The sequence below is a fragment of the Pseudoalteromonas sp. SR43-3 genome (assembly GCF_014163875.1).
Taxonomy (GTDB): Bacteria; Pseudomonadota; Gammaproteobacteria; order Enterobacterales; family Alteromonadaceae; genus Pseudoalteromonas; species Pseudoalteromonas distincta.
Genome location: NZ_JACJEC010000001.1, coordinates 266,404 through 288,463, shown reverse-complemented (window position 1 = coordinate 288,463; position 22,060 = coordinate 266,404). Strand labels below are relative to the sequence as shown.

Below are 22,060 nucleotides of genomic sequence, written 5' to 3'. Positions count from 1 at the left end.
GCAGCATAAATGCCAAACATGCGCTGCCCTTCGCGTTTTGCCTAGGGGCGATAAACTCTTTGTTGCTCGGTTTTTACTTAGCCCACTAGGTTACAAACCTCGCGCCGCGATTAAATCGCCCCTAGATTGAACAAATTACAATCCGCAAAGGTCAACACGCCCTAATAAAAAACCAGCAATTTGCTGGTTTTTTGTTTTAAATGAGTCTGTTTTTATTTAAGATACATGTGTTACTAAAAAGTAATAAAGTTAACCCCGTTAGGGAATATAAAAAAATAACACTAAGGAAATTTCATGGAACATTATATGAACGCGCTTCGCAGCTACGCGGATTTTTCAGGCCGTAATCGTCGTAAAGCATATTGGATGTTTGTATTATTTAACTTCATTTTTTCGGTAGTTTGTAATGCGATTGATGGTGTACTAGGTACAATGTTCATTGGCACTATTTATAGCTTAGCGCTATTAATTCCTGGCTTAAGTGCTGGTGCACGTCGCCTTCATGATACTGGTCGTTCAGGCTGGTGGCAGTTACTTTGGTTAGTGCCAGTAATTGGTTGGATTGTTTTAATTGTTTTTCTTGCACAAAACTCACATGAAGGTGAGAACGATTATGGCCCAAATCCAAAAGAACTAGCTGCAGAGCCAGCAGCCGTATAAATAAAATAAGTTAACATCCTAAAAGCTCAGCAATAGCTGAGCTTTTTTGTTTATGGCAATTTTAACTTAAAAAGTAAAGGCCATAGCCAACGGCCAAAGCAGGAATAGATGTATACACAGTCGCAATTACAGCCGCTTTAGGTGCCATTGCAATTGCAGGAAATAACGCATCACCATCGTTAGATATTGCATTAGCAGTTAATGCACTAAAGGGAACAATGCCTTGAATATATAACGTAGTAACAATTATTTGCGGACCACAACCTGGTAAAAAACCAATCACTACAGCAATAAGTGGCGCTAAATAAGCATAATGTGCAAACCAGTTTTTTAAATCAAGCCCTGCAATATTTACTAAAATCTCAAACAACATAAACGATGCCACTACCCATGCGGTCACAAAGTGTGTGTCTTGAAGTACTTTAATAATTTTAGAAGGTGGATTACATTCATCGTCTTCTGAGGTTACTTCTTTATAGCTTTCACCTTTAGAAGAATACGCCCATATAGTTACAGTAAATAACGCCATTGCAGCACCAAAAATACTAATACTTGTGCCTGTGTATTTTCCAAATTGATCAAAGTTGACATTAAATGCAATTAAAAAAGCAATAATGAGGCTTGGAATAATAGCAAACATCCAAACGGGTTTGCTTATTTTAATTATACTAGTTGGCAATACTTTAACTTGGTGTTTTTGTTCTTGCTTTGTTGGGCGTAAAAAGTCTTTTGCATGAAGGGCGTTTACTATAACACCACAAAGCGTGCCTACTACTAAGCCAATGGCCATTATGGTTAAACCCTCAGTAGGGCGAGTGGCAAGGAGTAAAAATGCGGCATCTCCCATTGTAGCTGTTAAAACAGCAACAATAGCCCCAAAACTTGCTTGGCCTTTTGTAAACTGGGTAACCACTATTATTGCACCACCACATCCAGGAAGGGCACCTAAAACGGCAGCAAAAAATATTTCTAATACCGGCGATTTAGCACTTAAATAACTAAGTTCTAATTGAGGTAAATGCTCTATGGCGTAGTAATAAATTAATAATGTAGCAGCAACAAATACGCTAACTTGAAAAAAAGCATCGCTTAGTGCTGTTATTGTAATTTCACGAAGTGATGGCACAGCTAAGCATACCAGCAAAAAAAGCGGTAATAATAAACGTTTATTTTGGCTAACAAAGCGTTTAGAAGCGGGCGTAATAAATCCTATTTGAGAGAGTAAAATCATATAGTGTTACCAATTAAATAAACTTAGTAACACTGTATATTTTAATTAAATGATAATCAATATCATTTGTATCTATTTAAATCGATTACTCTCTTTGAGTTTTTCGATGTTAAACCAATGCTACTTACGTTGAAATTCTGAGCTTGCATTCCACGTTGGCCATTGCTCTTGCTCAGAAATATCAAAACCTACTTTATAAAACAATTGTAAGTCTTGAACAGCACCCGATAAATCCCATTCGTCACGGTAACGATCACACGGTTGATGATAACAACCGCGAAGTACTAAACTCATGCGTTTACGGTAATTAGCTGTCTCTTCGTCAGCTGCGACTGTGCCGCCACCTGCGTACATGGCTGGAATCCCCATATTAGCAAATGCAAAGTGATCAGAGCGGTAATAGCCACCAGATGATGGTTTAGGATCGCCTGATATTGTTCTGCCTTGCTCTTTAGCTGCAGTTGCTAAAAACTCATCCATTTGTGACTTACCAATACCGACCACATTCATGTCTTTTACTTTGCCTAATAAATTTAAGCTATCCATGTTTATGTTAGCGACTGTTTTATTAGCTGCAATCACTGGGTTAGCTGCATAGTATTTAGAACCTAGTAAGCCTTGCTCTTCAGCAGTTACCGCTAAAAATGTCATTGAGCGGCTAGGATGCTTAGGTAATTTAGTAAAGGCTTCAGCTACTTCAATAAGCCCAGCTGTACCCGTTGCGTTGTCGTGAGCACCGTTGTAAATTTGATCGCCTTTACGTGTTTTATCTGTACCTAAGTGATCCCAATGCGCCGAGTAAATAACATGCTCATCTGGTTGCTCGCTTCCTGGTAACGTAGCGATAAAGTTATACGACACTGATTTTTTAATCGTATTTTTAACATTAACAGAAGCAGTTAAATCGCCCATATCAACATGGTAAGCACCTTTAGCTGCGTTTTCTTTCGCAGTATCGAAATCTAATCCTGCTTTAGTGAAAAGCTCTTTTGCTACGTCAGTTGTAACCCAGCCTTCAACAGCTACACGATCCATATTGTTGTTTTCTTTTTGAAAACCAAACTGCTCACCGCTCCAAGAGTTTTCAACTACTGACCATGGGTATGACGCAGGTGCTGTTTCATGAATAATAATTGCTCCAGCTGCACCTTGTCGACTTGCTTCTTCATATTTGTATGTCCAACGACCGTAATAAGTCATTGCGTCGCCAGTAAATAAAGCAGGGTCTTTTGTTGCAAAGCCCGGATCATTAACCAGCATTACAACCGTTTTGCCCTTAACGTCTAACCCTTCGTAGTCATTCCAATTGTATTCAGGTGCATTAACGCCGTAGCCCACAAAAACAAGTTCAGAATTTTCTATGCCTTCTTGTGCGCTAATGCGGCTGCTACCCATAACCATATCTTTTTTATATTGATAGTCTTTACCACCAATACTTAATACCATATTCGAATCAGCTTCTAAAGAAACCAATGGCACTTCTTGTAAGTAACTGTCGCCATTACCTGGTTTTAAACCTAAAGCTTTAAACTGCGCAGTTAAATAATCAAGCGTTAGCTTTTCGCCAGGTGATGAAGGAGCACGGCCACCAAACTCATCCGATGCGAGCACTTTTACATGTTTAGCCAGTTCATCAGCTTGAATACTGTTATAACCATTTGTTACATCAGTAGGGGTAATACTTGTTGTTGCGCAACCTGCTAAAACAGCAGTAGCGAGGAGTGTGAGAGAGAAATAATGTTTCATGTCAGCTCTTTTTTTGTTTTAAGTTGTGATTAGTATATTAACTTCTATTAAGCAGAACCAGTTTTTGCGGTAAACTTCTCGTAAATTATAGGCATAAATTGTTAAAGGTTTAAATGAAGCGTTTTACTCCCCCCGAGCAGTGGCAAATCAGTAGTTTAGAAACAGGTGCATTTGCGCATTTACGTGAGCTATTTAAAGTTAACGAACTAACAGATTGGCCGGCGCCGCAGTGGTTTTCTCCATTTTTAACTGCTATTAATGAGAATAATATTCCTATTACTTTTGAAGATGATGCAAAGGTAGACTTTGGCGAGCGGTATTACGAGCAAGTAATTTTTGAAACGGGTGTTGTACCTACACGAAGTAAAAGTTGGCATGACTTATTTGGTGGGTTTATATGGTGTTTATTTCCAAAAACCAAAGCGTTAATAAACCATAGACATGTGCAAGATATAGCTGAGCATGGACTGCAACAGCGTACTAAGCATCGTAATGCATTAACGCTTTTTGATGAATGTGGCGTTGTATTAGCTATAAGTGAGAGTAAATGGCAGCAGTGGCTTTGCGATCACCAATGGAAAACTGCATTCGTTGAACACAAACATGAGTGGGGTAAAACAATAAAACCTTTTATGTTTGGTCATGCTAATTATGAAATGCTAACAAAGCCTTATATAGGTTTAACGGGTAAAGCGTTATTTGTTTGTGTACCTAATGAAATATTTTGTAAAGATTTAGTAACTCAATATCAGTACCTTGACCAAGCCCTTTATGAGATGATTAATACAGATAACTGCTTAGCCGATAACAAAAAGCTTTCACCACTGCCTTTATTAGGTGTGCCAGGCTGGCATGACGAAAACAAAGATGACTCTTTTTACAACAATACAGATTATTTTAGAGCGAAACGAAGGATGCGAACATGATAGAAGTTGCTGGGCTTAAAAAGAAATTTAAGCTAACTAAAGATCACAAAAAAAATAAAATAGACGACATCGATCCTCGTGAAGATAAAGACTACTTTCACTCAGTACGAGACGTTAGTTTTAGTTGCGCTAAAGGTGAGGTACTTGGATTGCTCGGCCCAAATGGTGCGGGTAAAACGACGACACTGAGAATGATTTCAACCGCGTTAAAGCCCGATGAAGGCTCAATAACGATTGCCGGAAACGATATTGTAAAAAAACCGCTACTGGGCCGTAAGTCTATTGGATTTTTATCAGGCTCTACGGGGTTGTATGGCCGCTTAACTGTAAAAGAAAACATAGAGTATTTTGCAAAGCTTCATGGCATGAACAAAAGCGATATTGCATCGCGTTGTGATGAGCTATTTACATTGCTAGACATGCACAAATTTGTAGATAAACGGGCAGAAAACCTTTCAACGGGGATGAAGCAAAAAGCAAATATAGCGCGTGCAGTTGTTCATCGCCCAGCAGTTGTGGTACTTGATGAGCCAACAACGGGCCTAGATATTATGACCACACAAACCGTTATTAAATTTATCAAAGGTTTAAAGGCGCAAGGGACGCCTGTTATTTTCTCAACCCATCATCTAGATGAAGTAGCCCTTTTATGTGACCGTGTCGCTGTAATTAACGAAGGTATTAGCTGTTTTGACGGGACAGTAGAAGAGTTTAAACAAGCAGGTAATAGTGATGAGCTTAATCAAGCGTTTATGAATATATTAACGGAGAAACATGATGTTTGAGGTATTTAAAAAGGAATTAAGAGAGTTATTACGCGATAAAAAAACGCTATTATTTGTTGTCGCGCTTCCTGTTGCTATATTTCCGTTATTGTTTGCCGTAATGGCATTTATAAGCTCGCAAGCTGCAATGGACGCTGAGCAAAAAGTAAATACTTACGCGATAATCAACGGTGAATACGCACAAGAGTTTACAGATAAAGTGTTTTATCACAAAAGTTTTGAGCTTTATAAAGGGGATAAAACCTTTAACAATATTGATGAGCTTAAAGCAGGTGTAATCGCTGGCGATATTGATATGGGTATTTATTTACCAAGTCATGCTGTGCAAACATTGAACGATGGAAAACAAAGCCAGTGGCAGGTTGTTTTTAACGATTCAAAATCTATCAACTTTTTATTCGAACGCGTTAAAGAGCTCGCAAAAGAATACAGTGACGTGCTGCAAACTCAAAAGCTAATCAGTTTTGGTATTGAAGAGTCTGTTCAAAAATCTATTCTTAATCCAATTGAAGTCATAAAAGTAGATACCGCCGATAAACGTGAAAACCTTGGCGAAAAAATTGGCGGTTTTTTACCTTACCTACTTATTCCATTAGTATTGATGGGGGCAACTTATCCCGCTATTGATTTAGGCGCTGGCGAAAAAGAACGCGGCACACTAGAAACACTCCTACTTACACCTATTACGCGTACAGAGCTGGTGCTTGGTAAATTTATAACCTTGTTAACTACATCCATTGCCTCCACAACCATAACCGTCTTAAGTATGGGCTGTTGGATAGCATTGGCGCTCGCATTTGCCGATCTTGATTTTATTAAAGCCGCGTTTAGTACATTAGCAGTTACCGATTTACTTATGATATTTGTACTATTATTACCTGTTGCAGCTATATTTTCGGCCTTAGCTCTGGCTATATCTATCTATGCTCGCACGTTTAAAGAAGCGCAGAATTATATGGCACCACTTAGTATGGGCGTATTTTTCCCGATTATTATTTCAATAATGCCAAATATGGAACTAACTGCTAAAACAGCATTCATTCCTGTTACAAACGTAGCATTAGCAATTAAAGAAATAGTAAAAGGGACTGTTGATTACACATTTGTAGGCTTAATATTTTTAGCCACTGCAATCATTGCTGCTGGACTATTGGCATTTTGTGTTAAGTGGTTTAACAGAGAAGATGTGCTATTTAGATAATGTACATAAAGGGTTTTAAGAATATATAAAAGGTAGCAATTGCTACCTTTTATACTTTGAAGCGATTAATAGTTAAAATAGCTCATTTATTAATTTTGTAAGCCAATATTTTTTAACCCATTCATTTAAAATTCACATAAGGGTTGTGCTCTAAATAAAACTAATGATTTAGTCTTTTTATTATAAAAATTATAACGATAACTGATTAGTTAGAGGGTCCAATTCTCTCTTTAATACTCTATACTAATAACAATAAAAACTTATGGTGAAGGTAAATGTTAAAAAAGAATATTTTTTTGAACGTGACAAAAAATAATAACTTAATGCTTGTTGCAACAATAATATTTGTTCTTATAGCTTTACCATCTCTGTATTTGTTCGATCAAAAAGTAAGAAGTGATGTTTATAATTCAGCTCAAATAGAATTAAAGCGTGAACTTGAAACAAAGAGCTATTCATTAAAAAAACATCTTAAAGACAGTGTTACCGCCATTCGTTTTTTAGATGCTACACCACCAATACAAGGCATTACCCGCGCTAAAGAAAATAAACTAATTGATCCTGTTCTCGGTACGCCAATAGATGTTTGGCAAGAGCGCTTAGCAAGTATTTTTACTGGTTTTATGCAGACCGATGACAGTATTTTGCAAGCTCGCTATATTATGCTCGAAGATGGTGGGCAAGAGATTGTTAGAGTTGACCGAAATCAACTTGGAGAGATTAGTCGACTGCAAGGTCTGCAATTACAAAAAAAAGGTCAACGCGATTACATAATCAAAGCAAGCATGCTTGATAAGAAAAGTGTCTATATTTCTCCAATTAACTACAACCGTGAAAATGGACAGATACAAGAACCTTATATAAGCACTTTTCGTGTTGCTAAGCCTGTTTTTGATGAAAATAATAAAATATTTGCAATATTAGTTACTAATTACTTTGCGGATAAATTACTTGAAGATTTAACAGTTGAATCTCCACAAGGGACGCAGATTTACCTTATGAATAATGAAGGTGAATTTTTATATCATCCAAACCCTCAACTTCGATTCCGTTTTGAATTTAATAAAACTAAAACATGGTCTGAAGAATTCTCTACTGCAACCACCATGACAGAGCAAGGCACTTTACCAATAAGTAATTATCCAGTGGCTTACACTTTAAAAAAACGAATTTCGTTTGAGGGTGATATAGCCATGCTACCTTTAGAGCTTGGTGTAAGTGTTGATACAAAAACATTGTTTGCAAAGGTGAATGAGAGACGTCAAAACTTTATTGCAATGTTAGTGGTATTTTTTAGCATATTTTTAGTTATTGCTTTTTTATACCAACGCTTTATAAACCGTAAGCTGTTAATTAATTCTCTAAAAGAGCAAAACAATAAAGTAATAGAAAATTCTTTGGATGCTATTTTTACAATTGAGCAAAACGGCGAAATTGTTCACTTTAATAATACCGCTAAAGAGGTTTTTGGTAGTTCAATTTCAGGCACTAATCCTGATTTTGTTTCGCTGTTTAATTTAAACGACGCAGACACTAATTGTATACAAGAGACTATTACAAACGGTTCAAAAATGCCGTTTGAAGCTATCTACACAGATGGTTATGGCAACAAACAATACTTTTCTATCACGCTTAGTAGTATTTTTGACGTATATAATAACCGTTATCAGGTAGCGGCTATTTTAAGAAATATTAGCTCATTAAAAAATACGCAATCAGAGCTCGAAGCGTTAAACAGTACTCTGGAGCTAAAGGTTTCACAAAGGACCATTGAACTAGAACGTGCAATTGACCAAGCATTAGCAGCAAGCCAAGCAAAAAGTGACTTTGTAGCAAATATCTCTCACGAAATACGCACACCAATGAATGGCGTACTAGGGATGCTTGAAATGCTCAAAGAAGATGGCTTAACCGATCAACAATACCATTATTTAAAACTAGCAAATAGCAGTGCTAACTCACTGATGAACTTGATTAACGATATTCTCGATTTTTCGAAAATAGAAGCGGGTAAGCTTGATATTGATAATCATACATTTGATGTTGTGACAGTATGTAGCGATATGATTAGCTCTTTAGCGTTACAGGGCCAGCGCAAAGGTCTTGAAGTATTTTTAGATACTAAAGATGTAGTAGACAGAATGGTTATTGGCGACAGCCATCGCCTTAAACAAATTTTAATTAACTTAGTTAATAATGCTTTTAAATTTACCCACCGAGGTGAAGTAAGTTTAACTGTCGGCTCCAAGTACATTACCGACTCAAAGTTATTAATGAGCTTTACAATAAAAGATACCGGAATTGGTATAGCGCCAGAGAACATAGACAAACTATTTGAAGTGTTTACACAAGAAGATTCAAGTACAACCCGTCATTTTGGTGGTACAGGCTTAGGCTTATCTATATGTAAAAAACTTGCTCAGTTAATGGGTGGTAATATTACGGTTATAAGTGAAAAGGGTGCTGGTAGTACCTTTACCGCAACGGTTGAGCTACACGTTGCACAAGAGAAAAAATTAAACACAGGTATTGAACTTGCTACAAGTATTAACGTAGCAGCATTAATAGCGCGCGATAACGTTTATAAAAACGTGTGCGATTTATTGTTATTAACCTGCAAAGTAAAAGCAGAAAACATTGTACGACTTGACTACTTTAGTGAGCACAAAGAGTTTGAAGCTGATTTATTATTAATTGATGATGAGCATCCTCAAATTGATGCGTTAATTGATTACTGTAAACAGTTTAATAAAAAGTATGTTTTAATTTTACGAGATATGGTTACAGATAAGCCAATCAAAACGGTATTACCTGAAGGCAGCCATATTTTAAATAAACCGCTTACTCAAGATCAATTCAGCTATAAATTGGCCAGCTTATTTGGTGCTAGTAGTGACTGTATTATAGCGCCACCAAAAGGCTTGGAAGAGGAACAAGTAGAGCCTGACCTATCTGCGTATCATGTATTATTAGTTGACGATAATATGATAAACATTGAAGTAGCTAAGGCAATATTAAAACGTACTAAAGTAAAAATCACTTGTGCGTCAGACGGTATAGAAGCCTTAGAAGCACTGAGAGAAAACGAAGAGCAAGCTTTTGATGTTATATTAATGGATTGCCAAATGCCCAATTTAAATGGCTACGATACCACAAGTGAAATTAGAAATAGTAAGGCAGGGGTAGATTATACTCACATACCGATTATCGCTATGACAGCGAGTGCGATGGAAGGTGATAGAGAGCGTTGTTTAGCTGCTGGAATGAACGACTACATTACTAAACCAATTAAACCACAAACTTTAAAAGACAAGCTAATTACTTGGTTAAGTTAATCGTTTTGAAAATCAGCTGCTAAGCAGCTGATTTTTTTGGTTTGGTATTTGTTGACGTATTTAAAGGCGTGTTAAGAATAGCTATGTCTGCGCTATCGAGTATAAATTGTGTATCTGACCAATGTAGTAATTCTATCTTTCCATCTTGCTGCTCTACAAGCGCAGTACAGCTCTCAATCCAATCACCATCGTTACAGTACATAATACCGTCATCCACTTTAATTTTGGGATGGTGAATGTGTCCACAAATAATACCGTCTACGTTTTGTTTTTTAGCTTCATGAACTGCGGCATCTTCAAAGGCACTAATCGCTTCTCGAGCTTTGTGTACCCGAGCTTTTATCCACGATGCAAGCGAGTAGTAGTTACCACCAAATATTTTACGTATACGATTGGTCCAGCGATTTAAAAATAATAAAAAGTCGTATCCTGCATCCCCCGCAATACTAACAAGTTTGTTATAACGAGTCGCTGAATCAAAGTCGTCGCCGTGTATAAGTAAAAACCGTTTATTAGCTTTAGTGGTGTGAATAAACTGCTGGTGGATTTCAACACCAAATAATGTTTGATTTATATAGTTTCTAAACGCTTCATCATGATTACCGGGAATATAAATGACACGTGTACCGCTAGCTGCTTTTGTTTGTATGCAGTTTAATACTTCATAATGAGAAGGGTGCCAATAAAACTGTCGCTTCATTGACCATAAGTCAATAATATCACCCACTAAATAAAGTGTGTCAGATTCTACCGAGTTTAAAAAATCAAGTAAGTAATCAGCTTTACAATCTTTGTAACCTAAATGAACATCAGATATCCAAATGGCTGGATAATGTTGTTTTTTACGCAGTTGATTGTTTGTCATGCCCGTCATCCATAGTGTAATAATTAAACACTGTAGATAAATCTAATGACACTTATGAGACACTTTAGCGAAGCCTCCATGACAATTTATACCAAGGCCGTAATTAAATGATTTCTACAAAGCTAGGAAAGGTGAGTCATTGAGCAGCTATTATTACGTATTGCTATTAATCGCGCATAAAAAAGGCCGCATTTTAAATGCGGCCTTTTAGTCTATTTTGAGCGTGCGTGTTATTAACCTTTAACAGCCGCTTTAATTGCATCAATTGCTGTATCAATATCAATCATTAGCTTTTCACCGGTGCGGCGGTTTTTAAGCTCAACTTTATTCTCGTCAAGGTTACGCTCACCAATTACAAGCGTGTAAGGTACACCAATTAGCTCCATGTCATTAAACATAACACCAGGGCGTTCTTTACGGTCATCAAATAACACATCAAGACCTGCATCTTTTAAACCTTGGTAAAGGTTATTTGCAATATCAGGAATACGATGCGATTTGTGCATGTTCATTGGAACAATCGCTAAATCGAATGGCGCGATTGATTTTGGCCAAATGATCCCGTATTGATCGTTGTTTTGTTCAATAGCAGCTGCAACAATACGTGAAACACCAATACCGTAACAACCCATGGTCATGGTTTGGTTTTTACCACCTTCGTTTAATACTCCCGCTTTCATCGCTTCTGAGTATTTAGTGCCAAGTTGGAATATATGACCTACTTCAATACCGCGTTTTATTTGTAAAACGCCTTGGCCACATGGGCTCATATCGCCTTCAACAATATTACGAATATCAGCAACTTCGTAATCAGTTACGTCACGATCCCAGTTAATACCACTGTAATGCTCGTCGTCTTTATTAGCACCGGCAACAAAATCAGCAAGGATATTAGCGGCTCTATCAACAATAATAGGCATAGATAAGCCCACAGGGCCTAATGAACCAGGTTTTGCACCAATAGCAGCAACAATATCTGCCTCTGTTGCCATTTCAAGCGGAGAGTCTACTAATGGGTGCTTTTCAGCTTTTAATTCATTTAAATCATGATCGCCACGAAGTACAAGCGCCACTAAACCACGTACATCGTTTTCATCAGGTGCACCGTAAACAATTAAGGTTTTAACACCACGATGAGGTTTTACACCGTAATGCTTTTTAAGCTCATTAATTGTTTTAGCGTCAGGAGTAGGGAATGCTTTTAACTCTTTACTTGCTTCTGGCCGTGGATCGTTTGGCGCTAGTGCTTCTGCTTTTTCAATATTAGCTGCGTAATCACTGCCATCACTAAATGCAATGGCATCTTCGCCCGACTCAGCAAGTACATGAAACTCGTGCGATAGGCTACCACCAATAGACCCAGTATCAGCAAGTACAGGGCGGTAATCAAGGCCTAAACGCTCAAAAATGTTACAGTATGCTTTATGCATCGCTTGATAAGTCGCATCTAAACATTCTTCACTTAAGTGAAAAGAGTAGGCATCTTTCATTGTAAATTCACGAGCTCGCATCACACCAAAGCGAGGGCGGCGTTCGTCGCGTACTTTAGTTTGTACTTGATATAAAGTAACTGGTAACTGCTTGTAGCTGCTTATTTCTTTACGTACGAAATCAGTTATTACTTCTTCGTGTGTTGGACCAAGTGCAAACGTACGGTTATGACGGTCTGTGAAGCGCATAAGCTCAGGACCAAATTCATTCCAACGGCCAGACTCTTCCCACAAATCAGCGGGTTGAATTACAGGCATTAGCATTTCAATAGCACCTGCTTTATCCATCTCTTCACGTACAATGTTTTCTACTTTACGTAGCACACGTAAACCAGAGGGTAACCAAGTGTATAAACCCGAAGCGACGCGACGGATCATACCGGCTCTAAGCATTAACTGATGCGATACAATTTCAGCATCTGATGGCGTTTCTTTAAGTGTTGCGAGTATATATTGGCTTGTACGCATGTTTTTTCCGAAATAGAGTAATTATATTCTTTTAATAGAGCTTAAGTTTACCAGCGGATGCTTTTACACTAAAGCGCTAAGTGAGTTATTTAGTTTTTTTCTATGTTTGTTACTACGTTATGCTCGCCATTGACTTGCCAGCGAATATTATAATTGTACAAAGTCATACCATAGCTTTGCTCGCCGTCTTTTTGTTTTTTATAGGCAGGGCGGGGATCTTGTTTTAAAACATTAGCTATAAAATCATGTAAATCTGGGTATTGTGTTTGCGCATTAACAAACTCAATTGCCTGAGGGCTAAATTCAACCGTCATTTGTGTTTCTGGGCGTGTATCTGCAAAGCCAGCACTGGCGTCAAGCATTGCATCTGAATAGGGTAAGTACGGTTTAATATCGATAATGGGGGTGCCATCAAGTAAATCAATGCCAGCGAGTAATAAACTAAGTTGTCCGTTTTTATATTCAATACCTTCAAGTTTTACTGCGCTCATACCAATCGCGTTTGGTCTAAATGTAGCGCGGGTAGCAAATACACCTTTTCGCTCATTGCCACCTAAACGAGGTGGGCGCACCATAGCAGAATAACCTTTATCGGCCGTTTCATGAAAACGAAATAACAACCAAATATGAGTAAATTCATCCAAACCACGTACAAACTCTTCGCGATTAAAATCAGGTGCAAAAATAAGTTTTGCCTTGGCTTGTGGCACTAAACGAGGCTGCCTAGGTATAGCAAACTTTTGTTTATAAGGAGATTCAATGTGGCCAATAGCCGAAATGGTATAATCGCTCATAGTACTCGGGTACAAATAAAATAGAGCGCTATTCTACCTGCATTTAGTATTTATGGCATTAGTGTAAGTAAGTTTATTGCTTATAGACCAAGCGGTTCAAAATCATTTATTAGACTGAGTGGTTTATATTTTGTATTAATGTATTAAAAAGGACCTAAAACAAAAAAGGGCAAGCTCATAAGCTTACCCTTCTCATACATGTTAAAGATTAATTAAAACATGTATTGAACTGATACAGATGCTACATCCATGTCTGGATCAATATCGTCATCAAGTTTGTAGCGTTCGTACTCTAAACGAAACTGTACATTTGTTGTAAGTGCGTATTCAATACCCGCACCGTAAAATGCATCACCACCATCTGTAGACGCTGTTACGCCACCTACTGGTAAATCTTGTGTGTAATCTGCATCCCACTCAAGCCAACCGCCTTTTGCATATACAGAAAAGCTTTCTGTTATTGGGTAGCCCAAACGTGCGGCAAGCGATACGCCATCAATTTCAGCTTTGCTGTCTATATCACTTACTTCATCAAAGTTTTGATAAGCAAGTTCTAAGCTTAGGTATTCGTTAAACTGAGTACCAATATAGCCTTTAAGCATTTGTGCATCGTCGTCAAAGTCAGTGTCGTTGTCACTGTCTTCAAATTCAAAAGAATATTGACCGTAACCGATACCAGTATAAATACGTGGAGAATCGAAATCAGAAATGTCAGCGTGTGCTGCAGAGTTAAAACCCAGTGTTGCTAGTGCAATAGCTGAAAGAGAAAGTGTTTTAATCATTGAATAGCTCCTTTACAAAAAATAATCAAATGCTTGATTTCATTAATCAAACTTCAATTACTTACTTGCAGCGAGCGTGCCAATATTAAAATGGATTAAAAACACGCCATAATTAGTTATTTTGTATTGGTTTTTACATTGTTTAGCGTGTTTTTTAATCAGATTGAACTTTTGCGTAATCGTGTACTCTAAAATAAGTTGTATGTTTTACAAAGTATAATGAGTTTTTTACATAGCCTTACTCTATTTAAATTACTAATTAGACTTTATGAAGCAAGTTTTCTGTTTCAATTGCTATTTCTTTCATTTTTATAGCGTAATTTTCTAATTTAATGTCTTCATCGGTCACTGCTTTAAACGAAGGCACTTCTATTGGGTAGCCCGTTTCATCCATTGCAATAAAGCTGATAACACAATGGTTTGTTTCAACCATATTTTGCGTTTTTGGATCGCCACACCTAACTTGAATAAATATTTGCATGCTACTTCTACCCGTATGGGCAATTTTAGCTTCTACTTCGACTATTTGACCCACTAAAATAGGGCGTCTAAATTTAACACCCGCAACCGAAACAGTTACGCAGTAATGACCACTCCAACCTGCAGCGCACGCATAACCTGCTTGGTCAATCCACTTCATGACGGCCCCACCATGAACTTTACCACCAAAATTTACATCAGTAGGCTCTGCTAAAAAACGAAAAATAACTTTTGACGACGGCATAAATAACACTCTTATTATTAAAACTACTATTAGCATAACGTAAAAAAGGGGCCGAAGCCCCTGCAATTTAGGATATGTTTATAATTTATATGTAAAAAACGTAGTTATATAGCTATACAGCGCATAATTTAGTTACATATTAGGATAATTTGGCCCACCCGCACCTTCAGGTGTTACCCATGTAATGTTTTGGCTTGGGTCTTTAATATCGCAGGTTTTACAGTGCACACAGTTTTGGGCATTAATAACAAACTCTTTATTGCCTGCAATTTCTTGTACTTCGTAAACGCCTGCAGGGCAATAACGTTGTGCGGGTTCATCAAATTTAACTAAATTTACGTTAATAGGAATTGACGCATCTTTAAGCTTTAAATGACACGGCTGTGATTCTTCGTGGTTAGTATTTGATAAAAACACACTTGAGAGTTTATCAAAGCTAAGGTGTCCATCTGGTTTTGGGTATGCAATTTTGTCAGCGGCGCTAGCATCAACAAGGGTAGAGTGATCGGGCGTATTATCTTTAAACGTAAAGGGTAAAGCGCCATTAAAGATGTTTTGATCAAGCGTATTGTACGCACCACCTAAAAATTTACCGAGTTTGTGCATAGCAGGGCCAAAGTTACGAGATTGATATAACTCTTTATATGCCCACGATTGCTCAAACGCAGTTTGATAATGAGTTAAATCGGTATTTGCTAACTCATTTTGCAATGCTTCAAAAATAACCTCAGCGGCAATCATTCCTGATTTCATTGCGGTGTGGTTACCTTTAATTTTTGCAAAATTAAGAGTGCCTGCATCACACCCAACAAGTAAACCACCAGCAAAATGCATTTTTGGTAATGAGTGCAAGCCACCTTTAGCAATAGCACGCGCACCGTAAGCAATACGTTCAGCGCCTTCAAGTACGTTTTTAAATACAGGATGGTGCTTCATTCGCTGAAACTCATCAAACGGGCTCAAATGTGGGTTTGAGTAATTTAAATCAACAATTAAACCAACAACAACTTGATTGTTTTCACTGTGATACATAAATGCACCACCATTAGTATCGCCGCTAAGTGGCCAACCTGTACCATGAACTACCTTGCCAAGCTCATGTTTACTTTCATCTATTTGCCAGATTTCTTTAAAACCTAAACCATAATGCTGCGGTGATGAATCTGAATCAAGTGCAAACTCATTGATTAGTTGTTTACCTAAATGACCACGGCAACCTTCAGCAAAAATAGTGTATTTTGCACGAAGCTCCATTCCTGGCATGTAACCGTCTTTTTCATTACCATCTTTGTCTACACCCATATCACCAGTAATAATGCCTTTTACTGCTTCATCTTCAATTATTAAAGAGTGTGCGCTAAATCCTGGAAATATCTCTACGCCTAAGCTTTCAGCTTGCTCTGCAAGCCATCGACATACATTGCCCATAGATACAATATAGTTACCATCATTATGAAATGTTTTTGGTGTAGCAAAGTGGGGAATTGATGTCGCTTTTTGCTCGTTATTAAACCAATAAATTTCATCATTAGTTACTTTGGTTGTAACCGGTGCGCCAAGATCTTGCCAATTAGGTAGTAGTTCATCCAAAGCTTTGGTTTCAAAAACAGCACCAGAGAGTACATGTGCTCCTACTTCAGAACCTTTTTCGACTACGCAAATCATGCACTCTTGTTGTTTTTCTTGTGCTAATTGCGCGAGTTTAATTGCACTTGAAAGCCCAGCAGGGCCTGCACCAACAATTACTACATCAAATTCCATGGTTTCACGTTCGACCATAATAACCTCTTTATCTATGACGGACTTATTTGAATGTTTACTACGCATTTAAATAAGGTGTACAGCCTATTTATAACCTTGCAAATTAAACGTTACAGACTGTGAATAGTTAAAGGTTATTTTAGGTTGACGTTTACGTCAACAGGAAGTAGTCTAATTTCATAAAATAAATAGGTTGACGTGCACGTTACCTTGTAGGTTTAAATAATTATGGAGTTCCTATGAAAGTTCTCGTACCAATAAAAAGAGTGATTGATTACAACGTAAAAGCACGCGTTAAAAGTGATAACAGCGACGTTGATTTAAACAACGTTAAAATGGCAATGAACCCGTTTTGTGAGATTGCTATAGAAGAAGCAATTCGTCTTAAAGAAGCCGGTACCGCCACTGAAGTGGTTGCTGTAACTATTGGTCCAAAAGCATCACAAGAACAATTACGAACAGCATTAGCATTGGGTGCTGACAAAGCTATTCACATCGAAACCGATGAAAAGCTCGAGTCACTTCATATTGCAAAACTACTCGCTAAAATTGTAGAGCAAGAAACGCCTGAACTTGTCATTTTAGGTAAGCAGTCAATTGACTCAGATAATAATCAAACAGGTCAGATGCTTGCTGCATTAACTAATCGCGGGCAGGGTACATTTGCATCAAAAGTTGTTATTGAAAATGGCAAAGTAAACGTAACTCGCGAAGTTGATGGCGGGCTGCAAACGGTAGCACTTAATTTACCGGCGGTTGTTACAACTGATTTACGCTTGAATGAGCCTCGCTATGCATCATTGCCAAATATTATGAAAGCCAAACGTAAGCCGCTTGAAGTAATAGCAGCAGATTCGCTTGGTGTTGATTTAACACCGCGTATGCAATTAATAAGTGTAGAAGAGCCAGCTAAACGCACCGCAGGAATTATTGTAGAAGACGTAGCGCAGCTTGTAGAAAAATTAAAAACAGAGGCAAAGGTGATTTAAATGAAAACACTCGTAATTGCAGAGCACGACAACGGTGCCTTAAAACCAGAAACCTCAAAAACTATTAACGCTGCAGTAAAAATGGGTTTTCCTATTGATGTACTAATTGCAGGTAACAACTTAAGCGCAATGAGCTCACAAGTGGCCAGCATTGATGGCGTAGCTAATGTTTTAGTTGCTGATAATAGCGTTTATGAACATCAGTTAGCTGAGAGCATGAGCGATTTAGTTTTATCAATTAGCGACAACTACAGCCACATTGTTGCAAGTGCTACTACAACGGGCAAAAACTTTGTGCCACGTGTTGCTGCGCTATTAGATGTTGCGCAAATTTCTGAAATTATCGCAGTAGTGGACGCCGATACATTTAAACGTCCAATTTATGCAGGTAATGCAATCGCCACGGTTAAATCACTCGACAGTAAAAAAGTAATTACCGTACGTGCCAGTAGCTTTGATTTACAAGGTGAGCAATCAGCTGTTGCTATAACAAGCATTGATACAGTATCAGATTCGCAATTAAGCAGCTTTGTAAGTGTTGAGCAAACAGAATCAGAACGCCCTGAGCTTACAGCAGCTAGTGTGGTCATATCGGGTGGTCGCGGTATGCAAAACGGCGAAAACTTTGCATTACTTAATGGTATTGCAGATAAACTAGGTGCAGCTATTGGTGCATCGCGTGCAGCAGTTGATGCAGGCTTTGTACCTAACGACATGCAAGTAGGGCAAACAGGTAAAATTGTCGCACCTAACTTATATATTGCAGTAGGTATCAGCGGTGCTATTCAGCATTTAGCCGGCATGAAAGACTCAAAAGTAATCGTCGCGATAAATAAAGACCCAGACGCACCTATTTTTCAGGTAGCTGACTACGGTTTAGTGGCTGATTTGTTTGAAGTACTGCCACAGTTAGAAAGTGCTTTATAGCCTTCAAATAAACAAACTTATTCTGGTTGAAAGCCGTGGTGCTCTTTGAGTGCTGCGGCTTTTTTATTCGGTAAATTAAAGACACAAAAAAACCAGCCAATTGGCTGGTTTTTAGTATTTATAAACGGCTAACTTAGTATTAGTAAGTTGCGCTGCCTTTAGTACGAGGGAAGGCAATAACGTCACGTACGTTGCCCATACCTGTTACATAAGCAACTAAGCGTTCAAAGCCTAAACCAAAGCCTGAGTGCGGCACGCTACCGTATTTACGTAAATCGCGGTACCAGCTGTAATCTTCTTTGTTTAAGCCCATTTCTTCTAAGCGTGCATCAAGTACATCAAGGCGTTCCTCACGTTGTGAACCACCAATGATCTCACCAATACCTGGTGCTACAACGTCCATTGCGGCAACGGTTTTACCGTCTTCGTTTTGGCGCATGTAAAATGCTTTAATGTCACGAGGGTAGTTTTTAATAACTACCGGTGCTTTAAAGTGCTCTTCAGCTAAGTAACGCTCGTGCTCAGACTGTAAATCTACACCCCATTCAACAGCGTACTCAAACTTTTTGCCACAGTTTTTAAGGATTTCTACAGCGTCTGTGTAGTTAACTTGTGCAAAGTCTTTATCTACAAATTCTTCTAAACGCGTAATTGCGGTTTTTTCTACACGTTGTGCAAAAAATTCCATGTCATCACGGCGCTCTTCAAGTACGGCTTTAAACACATACTTAAGCATGTTTTCAGCAAGTTTTGCTATGTCTTCTAAATCAGCAAACGCTACTTCAGGTTCTACCATCCAAAATTCTGCAAGGTGGCGAGATGTATTTGAATTCTCTGCGCGGAATGTAGGGCCAAATGTATAAATTTTTGACATTGCAGACGCGTAAGTTTCGCCATTTAACTGACCAGATACAGTAAGGAATGCTTCTTTACCGAAGAAATCTTCGCTGTAATCAACATCGCCTTTGTCTGTAAGTGGTAAGTTTTGCATATCAAGCGTTGATACACGGAACATCTCACCCGCGCCTTCACAGTCACTTGCCGTAATGATTGGCGTGCTGATCCAGTAAAAGCCTTGCTCGTGGTAAAAACGGTGAATAGCTTGTGCTAAACAGTTACGTACACGAGTTACCGCGCCAATCATATTTGTACGAGGGCGAAGGTGAGCGTGCTCACGTAAGTACTCAATGCTGTGGCGCTTTGCCGACATTGGGTATGAATCTGGGTTTTCTACCCAACCTAACACAGTCACTGAGTTAGCTTGAATTTCGTAAGATTGACCTTGGCCAGCAGATTGAACTAAAACACCAGTAACCGACACAGAACAACCGGCTGTTAAGCTAGTAACTTCATCATAATTATTCAGTGAATTAGGAACTACCGCTTGAATAGGATCAAAACACGAACCGTCATGAACGGCTAAAAATGAAATTCCTGCTTTTGAATCGCGGCGAGTACGGATCCAGCCTTTAATTGTTACTTGGCTGTCTACCGCAACATTGCCTTTTAATAGCTCTGAAATCGCTAAATGGCTCATCTTCACTCCAATGATATAAGTTGCCTAACTATTTTATTTTAACTGTGCGCAACACTCGGGCATAAATTGCACATAAACGGTGCTGCACTTGAACCCTGTATCTTACCTAGTAAAGTTAAATAAAAAAACTATTGTGGGCAACTCTTTAAAAGTTTTTATGCATGCGGTTTATTTTTAAACAGTTTTTAGAGTTTAATTGCCACTATTATGATTTGTTGCTCTGAAATTTAATGATTTTGTGGCATTATTAACATCCAAACTAAATTAATATTTATTCACCCTTAAAAAATCGATGCTATGAAACAAGTTTTTATTTTACGAGGACTACCAGGAAGTGGTAAGTCTTACTACGCGCAAAGCCTTGCTGACGAATTAGGTGGAGCCGATGAAAGTCAGTATCTAATTTGCTCAACTGATGATTACTTTAATAATGAGCAGGGCGAATATCATTTCGATAAATTTAAGTTACCACAATTTCATAATTTAAATTTGGCGCGCTTTATAAATGCACTTGCTCAAGGCATTCCATTGGTGATTGTAGATAACACCAATATTAAAAAATGGGAATTTATAGCTTACTCTCAAGCTGCTGTTGCTTTAGGTTATCAAGTAAAAGAAGTGATAGTGGGTGAAGTAAAAGACAAAGCTATGCAGCACCTATACGCTAAACGAAACTCACATAATGTGCCGCTAAAAACAATAAGTAAAATGGCCTACATGTTTGAGTGGTAGTGCTTCGAGTTTAGTTAGTAACCTACATAGCAATACCTATTGAAAAGCCCATATATGGGCTTTTTTGGTATATGTAAGTTACAAGGTAGTTAAGCTTTTTGTTTATAAACCGCTAATGGGTGCGAGGTACTTAGTGATACATGCACTTCGTCGCCTGGGTTTACCACAACTTCATGGCTTACTCTGCTAGTTACAACCGTAGAGCACGCAAGTTTTACAGCGCACAAGCGGCTGCCACCTTCAAAGCGTACCCAAATTACTTCGCCGTTATTGCCAACACTGCTTTGTACAAGTAACACATCGTCTGGTCGAAGTAGTACATCAACGTCGCCACTCTCACAGTCAACGCCATGAGCGGGCGCATTACCAATTGAGGTAGTGGCTTGTCCTTGGCTAAATTGGCCGCTAATAAAGCTGGCTTCACCTAAAAAGCGTGCCACAAAGCGATTATTTGGCGTGCTAAAGCAGCGCTCTGGCGTGTCAATTTGCTGAATTTTGCCGCCTTTTAGCACACCAACACGATCGCCAACTGAGAGTGCTTCTTCTTGGTCGTGTGTTACCCAAATCGCCGGTACGCCAGCGGCTTTAAGTGCGTTTCTAATATCCCAACGAAGCATGTCTTTAAGAGCGGCATCTAAGTTTGAAAGCGGCTCATCAAGTAATACAAAGTCAGGTTGGTGGGCAAGGGTACGCGCAAGTGCAACGCGCTGCTTTTGTCCGCCAGAAAGTGTTGCTGGTTTTTTATCTCTAAAATCGCTCAACCCAAGTAGGTTTATCCAATACTCAGCAGGGGCTGTATCTTTTAATCTAAAGCAAATGTTTTGCTGTACGGTTAAGTGCGGAAATAACGCAAAATCTTGAAACACCATACCTACACTGCGTTTTTCAGGAGGTAGTGTTAATTTGGGAGTAGCGCGCCATTTACCCGTGTTTATTTCTCCTTCGCTAATAGGTATAAGGCCAGCAAGGGCTTGTAAAATTGTACTTTTACCACAACCTGTTGGCCCTACAAGCATAAGGATTTCGTTTTCACCCAGCGAAAAGTTTAAATCGCTTACTACGCGGTTACTGCCATAATCTATAGACAACTGACTTACAGATAGCATT

The 22,060-nt window shown here is 38.5% G+C and carries 18 protein-coding genes; 8 read left to right on the top strand and 10 right to left on the bottom strand.

Annotation, left to right across the window (positions count from 1 at the left end):
* The first annotated feature begins 294 nt into the window (after positions 1-294).
* Entirely contained in the window at positions 295-660 is a 366-nt protein-coding gene (locus H5088_RS01255; RefSeq protein WP_182692748.1) for a DUF805 domain-containing protein, read from the top strand.
* Positions 661-721: 61 nt separating this feature from the next.
* On the opposite strand, the gene H5088_RS01250 is transcribed toward H5088_RS01255, so the two are convergent.
* Complete coding sequence (locus H5088_RS01250) at positions 722-1,891, bottom strand: putative manganese transporter (RefSeq protein WP_182752028.1); 1,170 nt, start codon at positions 1,889-1,891, stop codon at positions 722-724.
* Between the two features lie 120 nt (positions 1,892-2,011).
* The gene (locus H5088_RS01245) at positions 2,012-3,637 is read right to left on the bottom strand and encodes a M28 family metallopeptidase (protein ID WP_182674321.1); all 1,626 of its coding nucleotides are present in this window, start codon (positions 3,635-3,637) and stop codon (positions 2,012-2,014) included.
* A 113-nt stretch (positions 3,638-3,750) separates the two neighbouring features.
* Between H5088_RS01245 and H5088_RS01240 the strand changes: the two genes are divergently transcribed.
* The 4 genes from H5088_RS01240 (at position 3,751) to H5088_RS01225 (ending at position 9,884) form a co-directional block, all read left to right on the top strand.
* Positions 3,751-4,563: a DUF3025 domain-containing protein gene (locus tag H5088_RS01240; protein WP_182752027.1), complete on the top strand. Its 813-nt coding sequence runs from the start codon at positions 3,751-3,753 to the stop codon at positions 4,561-4,563.
* Positions 4,560-5,348: an ABC transporter ATP-binding protein gene (locus H5088_RS01235; RefSeq protein WP_024596859.1), complete on the top strand. Its 789-nt coding sequence runs from the start codon at positions 4,560-4,562 to the stop codon at positions 5,346-5,348. Before H5088_RS01240 ends, H5088_RS01235 begins: the two co-directional genes overlap by 4 nt.
* Entirely contained in the window at positions 5,341-6,549 is a 1,209-nt protein-coding gene (locus H5088_RS01230; RefSeq protein WP_165723504.1) for an ABC transporter permease, read from the top strand. The genes H5088_RS01235 and H5088_RS01230 overlap by 8 nt, the downstream gene beginning before the upstream one ends.
* A gap of 323 nt (positions 6,550-6,872) precedes the next feature.
* Positions 6,873-9,884, top strand: a complete 3,012-nt coding sequence (locus H5088_RS01225; RefSeq protein ID WP_404936283.1) for an ATP-binding protein — start codon at positions 6,873-6,875, stop codon at positions 9,882-9,884.
* A 19-nt stretch (positions 9,885-9,903) separates the two neighbouring features.
* On the opposite strand, the gene H5088_RS01220 is transcribed toward H5088_RS01225, so the two are convergent.
* The 6 genes from H5088_RS01220 to H5088_RS01195 all read right to left on the bottom strand — a co-directional run bounded on the left by H5088_RS01220 (position 9,904) and on the right by H5088_RS01195 (position 16,786).
* Complete coding sequence (locus H5088_RS01220; RefSeq protein WP_024596856.1) at positions 9,904-10,749, bottom strand: UDP-2,3-diacylglucosamine diphosphatase; 846 nt, start codon at positions 10,747-10,749, stop codon at positions 9,904-9,906.
* Positions 10,750-10,982: 233 nt separating this feature from the next.
* Entirely contained in the window at positions 10,983-12,707 is a 1,725-nt protein-coding gene (locus H5088_RS01215; RefSeq protein WP_182715517.1) for a proline--tRNA ligase, read from the bottom strand.
* An 89-nt stretch (positions 12,708-12,796) separates the two neighbouring features.
* Positions 12,797-13,501, bottom strand: a complete 705-nt coding sequence (tsaA, locus tag H5088_RS01210; protein ID WP_002961223.1) for a tRNA (N6-threonylcarbamoyladenosine(37)-N6)-methyltransferase TrmO — start codon at positions 13,499-13,501, stop codon at positions 12,797-12,799.
* Positions 13,502-13,713: 212 nt separating this feature from the next.
* Complete coding sequence (locus H5088_RS01205; protein ID WP_002961225.1) at positions 13,714-14,283, bottom strand: outer membrane beta-barrel protein; 570 nt, start codon at positions 14,281-14,283, stop codon at positions 13,714-13,716.
* Positions 14,284-14,542: 259 nt separating this feature from the next.
* Positions 14,543-15,007, bottom strand: coding sequence for an acyl-CoA thioesterase (locus H5088_RS01200; RefSeq protein ID WP_024596822.1), 465 nt, complete (start codon positions 15,005-15,007; stop codon positions 14,543-14,545).
* 132 nt (positions 15,008-15,139) lie between these two features.
* Positions 15,140-16,786 carry an electron transfer flavoprotein-ubiquinone oxidoreductase gene (locus tag H5088_RS01195; protein ID WP_182752025.1) on the bottom strand — a complete coding sequence of 549 codons (1,647 nt, stop codon included), beginning with the start codon at positions 16,784-16,786 and terminating at the stop codon, positions 15,140-15,142.
* 221 nt (positions 16,787-17,007) lie between these two features.
* Here H5088_RS01195 and H5088_RS01190 point away from each other — a divergent pair, with 221 nt between their 5' ends.
* Together H5088_RS01190 and H5088_RS01185 are read left to right on the top strand one after the other, a co-directional pair.
* Positions 17,008-17,757: an electron transfer flavoprotein subunit beta/FixA family protein gene (locus H5088_RS01190; protein ID WP_182752024.1), complete on the top strand. Its 750-nt coding sequence runs from the start codon at positions 17,008-17,010 to the stop codon at positions 17,755-17,757.
* On the top strand, positions 17,758-18,684 hold the full coding sequence (locus H5088_RS01185) for an electron transfer flavoprotein subunit alpha/FixB family protein (protein ID WP_182752023.1): 927 nt from the start codon (positions 17,758-17,760) through the stop codon (positions 18,682-18,684).
* Between the two features lie 139 nt (positions 18,685-18,823).
* Here the strand turns inward: H5088_RS01185 and asnS are convergent, their stop codons facing one another.
* Complete coding sequence (asnS, locus tag H5088_RS01180; RefSeq protein ID WP_182752022.1) at positions 18,824-20,221, bottom strand: asparagine--tRNA ligase; 1,398 nt, start codon at positions 20,219-20,221, stop codon at positions 18,824-18,826.
* 297 nt (positions 20,222-20,518) lie between these two features.
* On the opposite strand from asnS, the gene H5088_RS01175 reads away from it, so the two are divergent.
* Entirely contained in the window at positions 20,519-20,953 is a 435-nt protein-coding gene (locus H5088_RS01175; protein WP_002961231.1) for an ATP-binding protein, read from the top strand.
* 89 nt (positions 20,954-21,042) lie between these two features.
* On the opposite strand, the gene H5088_RS01170 is transcribed toward H5088_RS01175, so the two are convergent.
* Positions 21,043-22,059, bottom strand: coding sequence for an ABC transporter ATP-binding protein (locus tag H5088_RS01170; RefSeq protein ID WP_182752021.1), 1,017 nt, complete (start codon positions 22,057-22,059; stop codon positions 21,043-21,045).
* Position 22,060 lies beyond the last annotated feature (1 nt).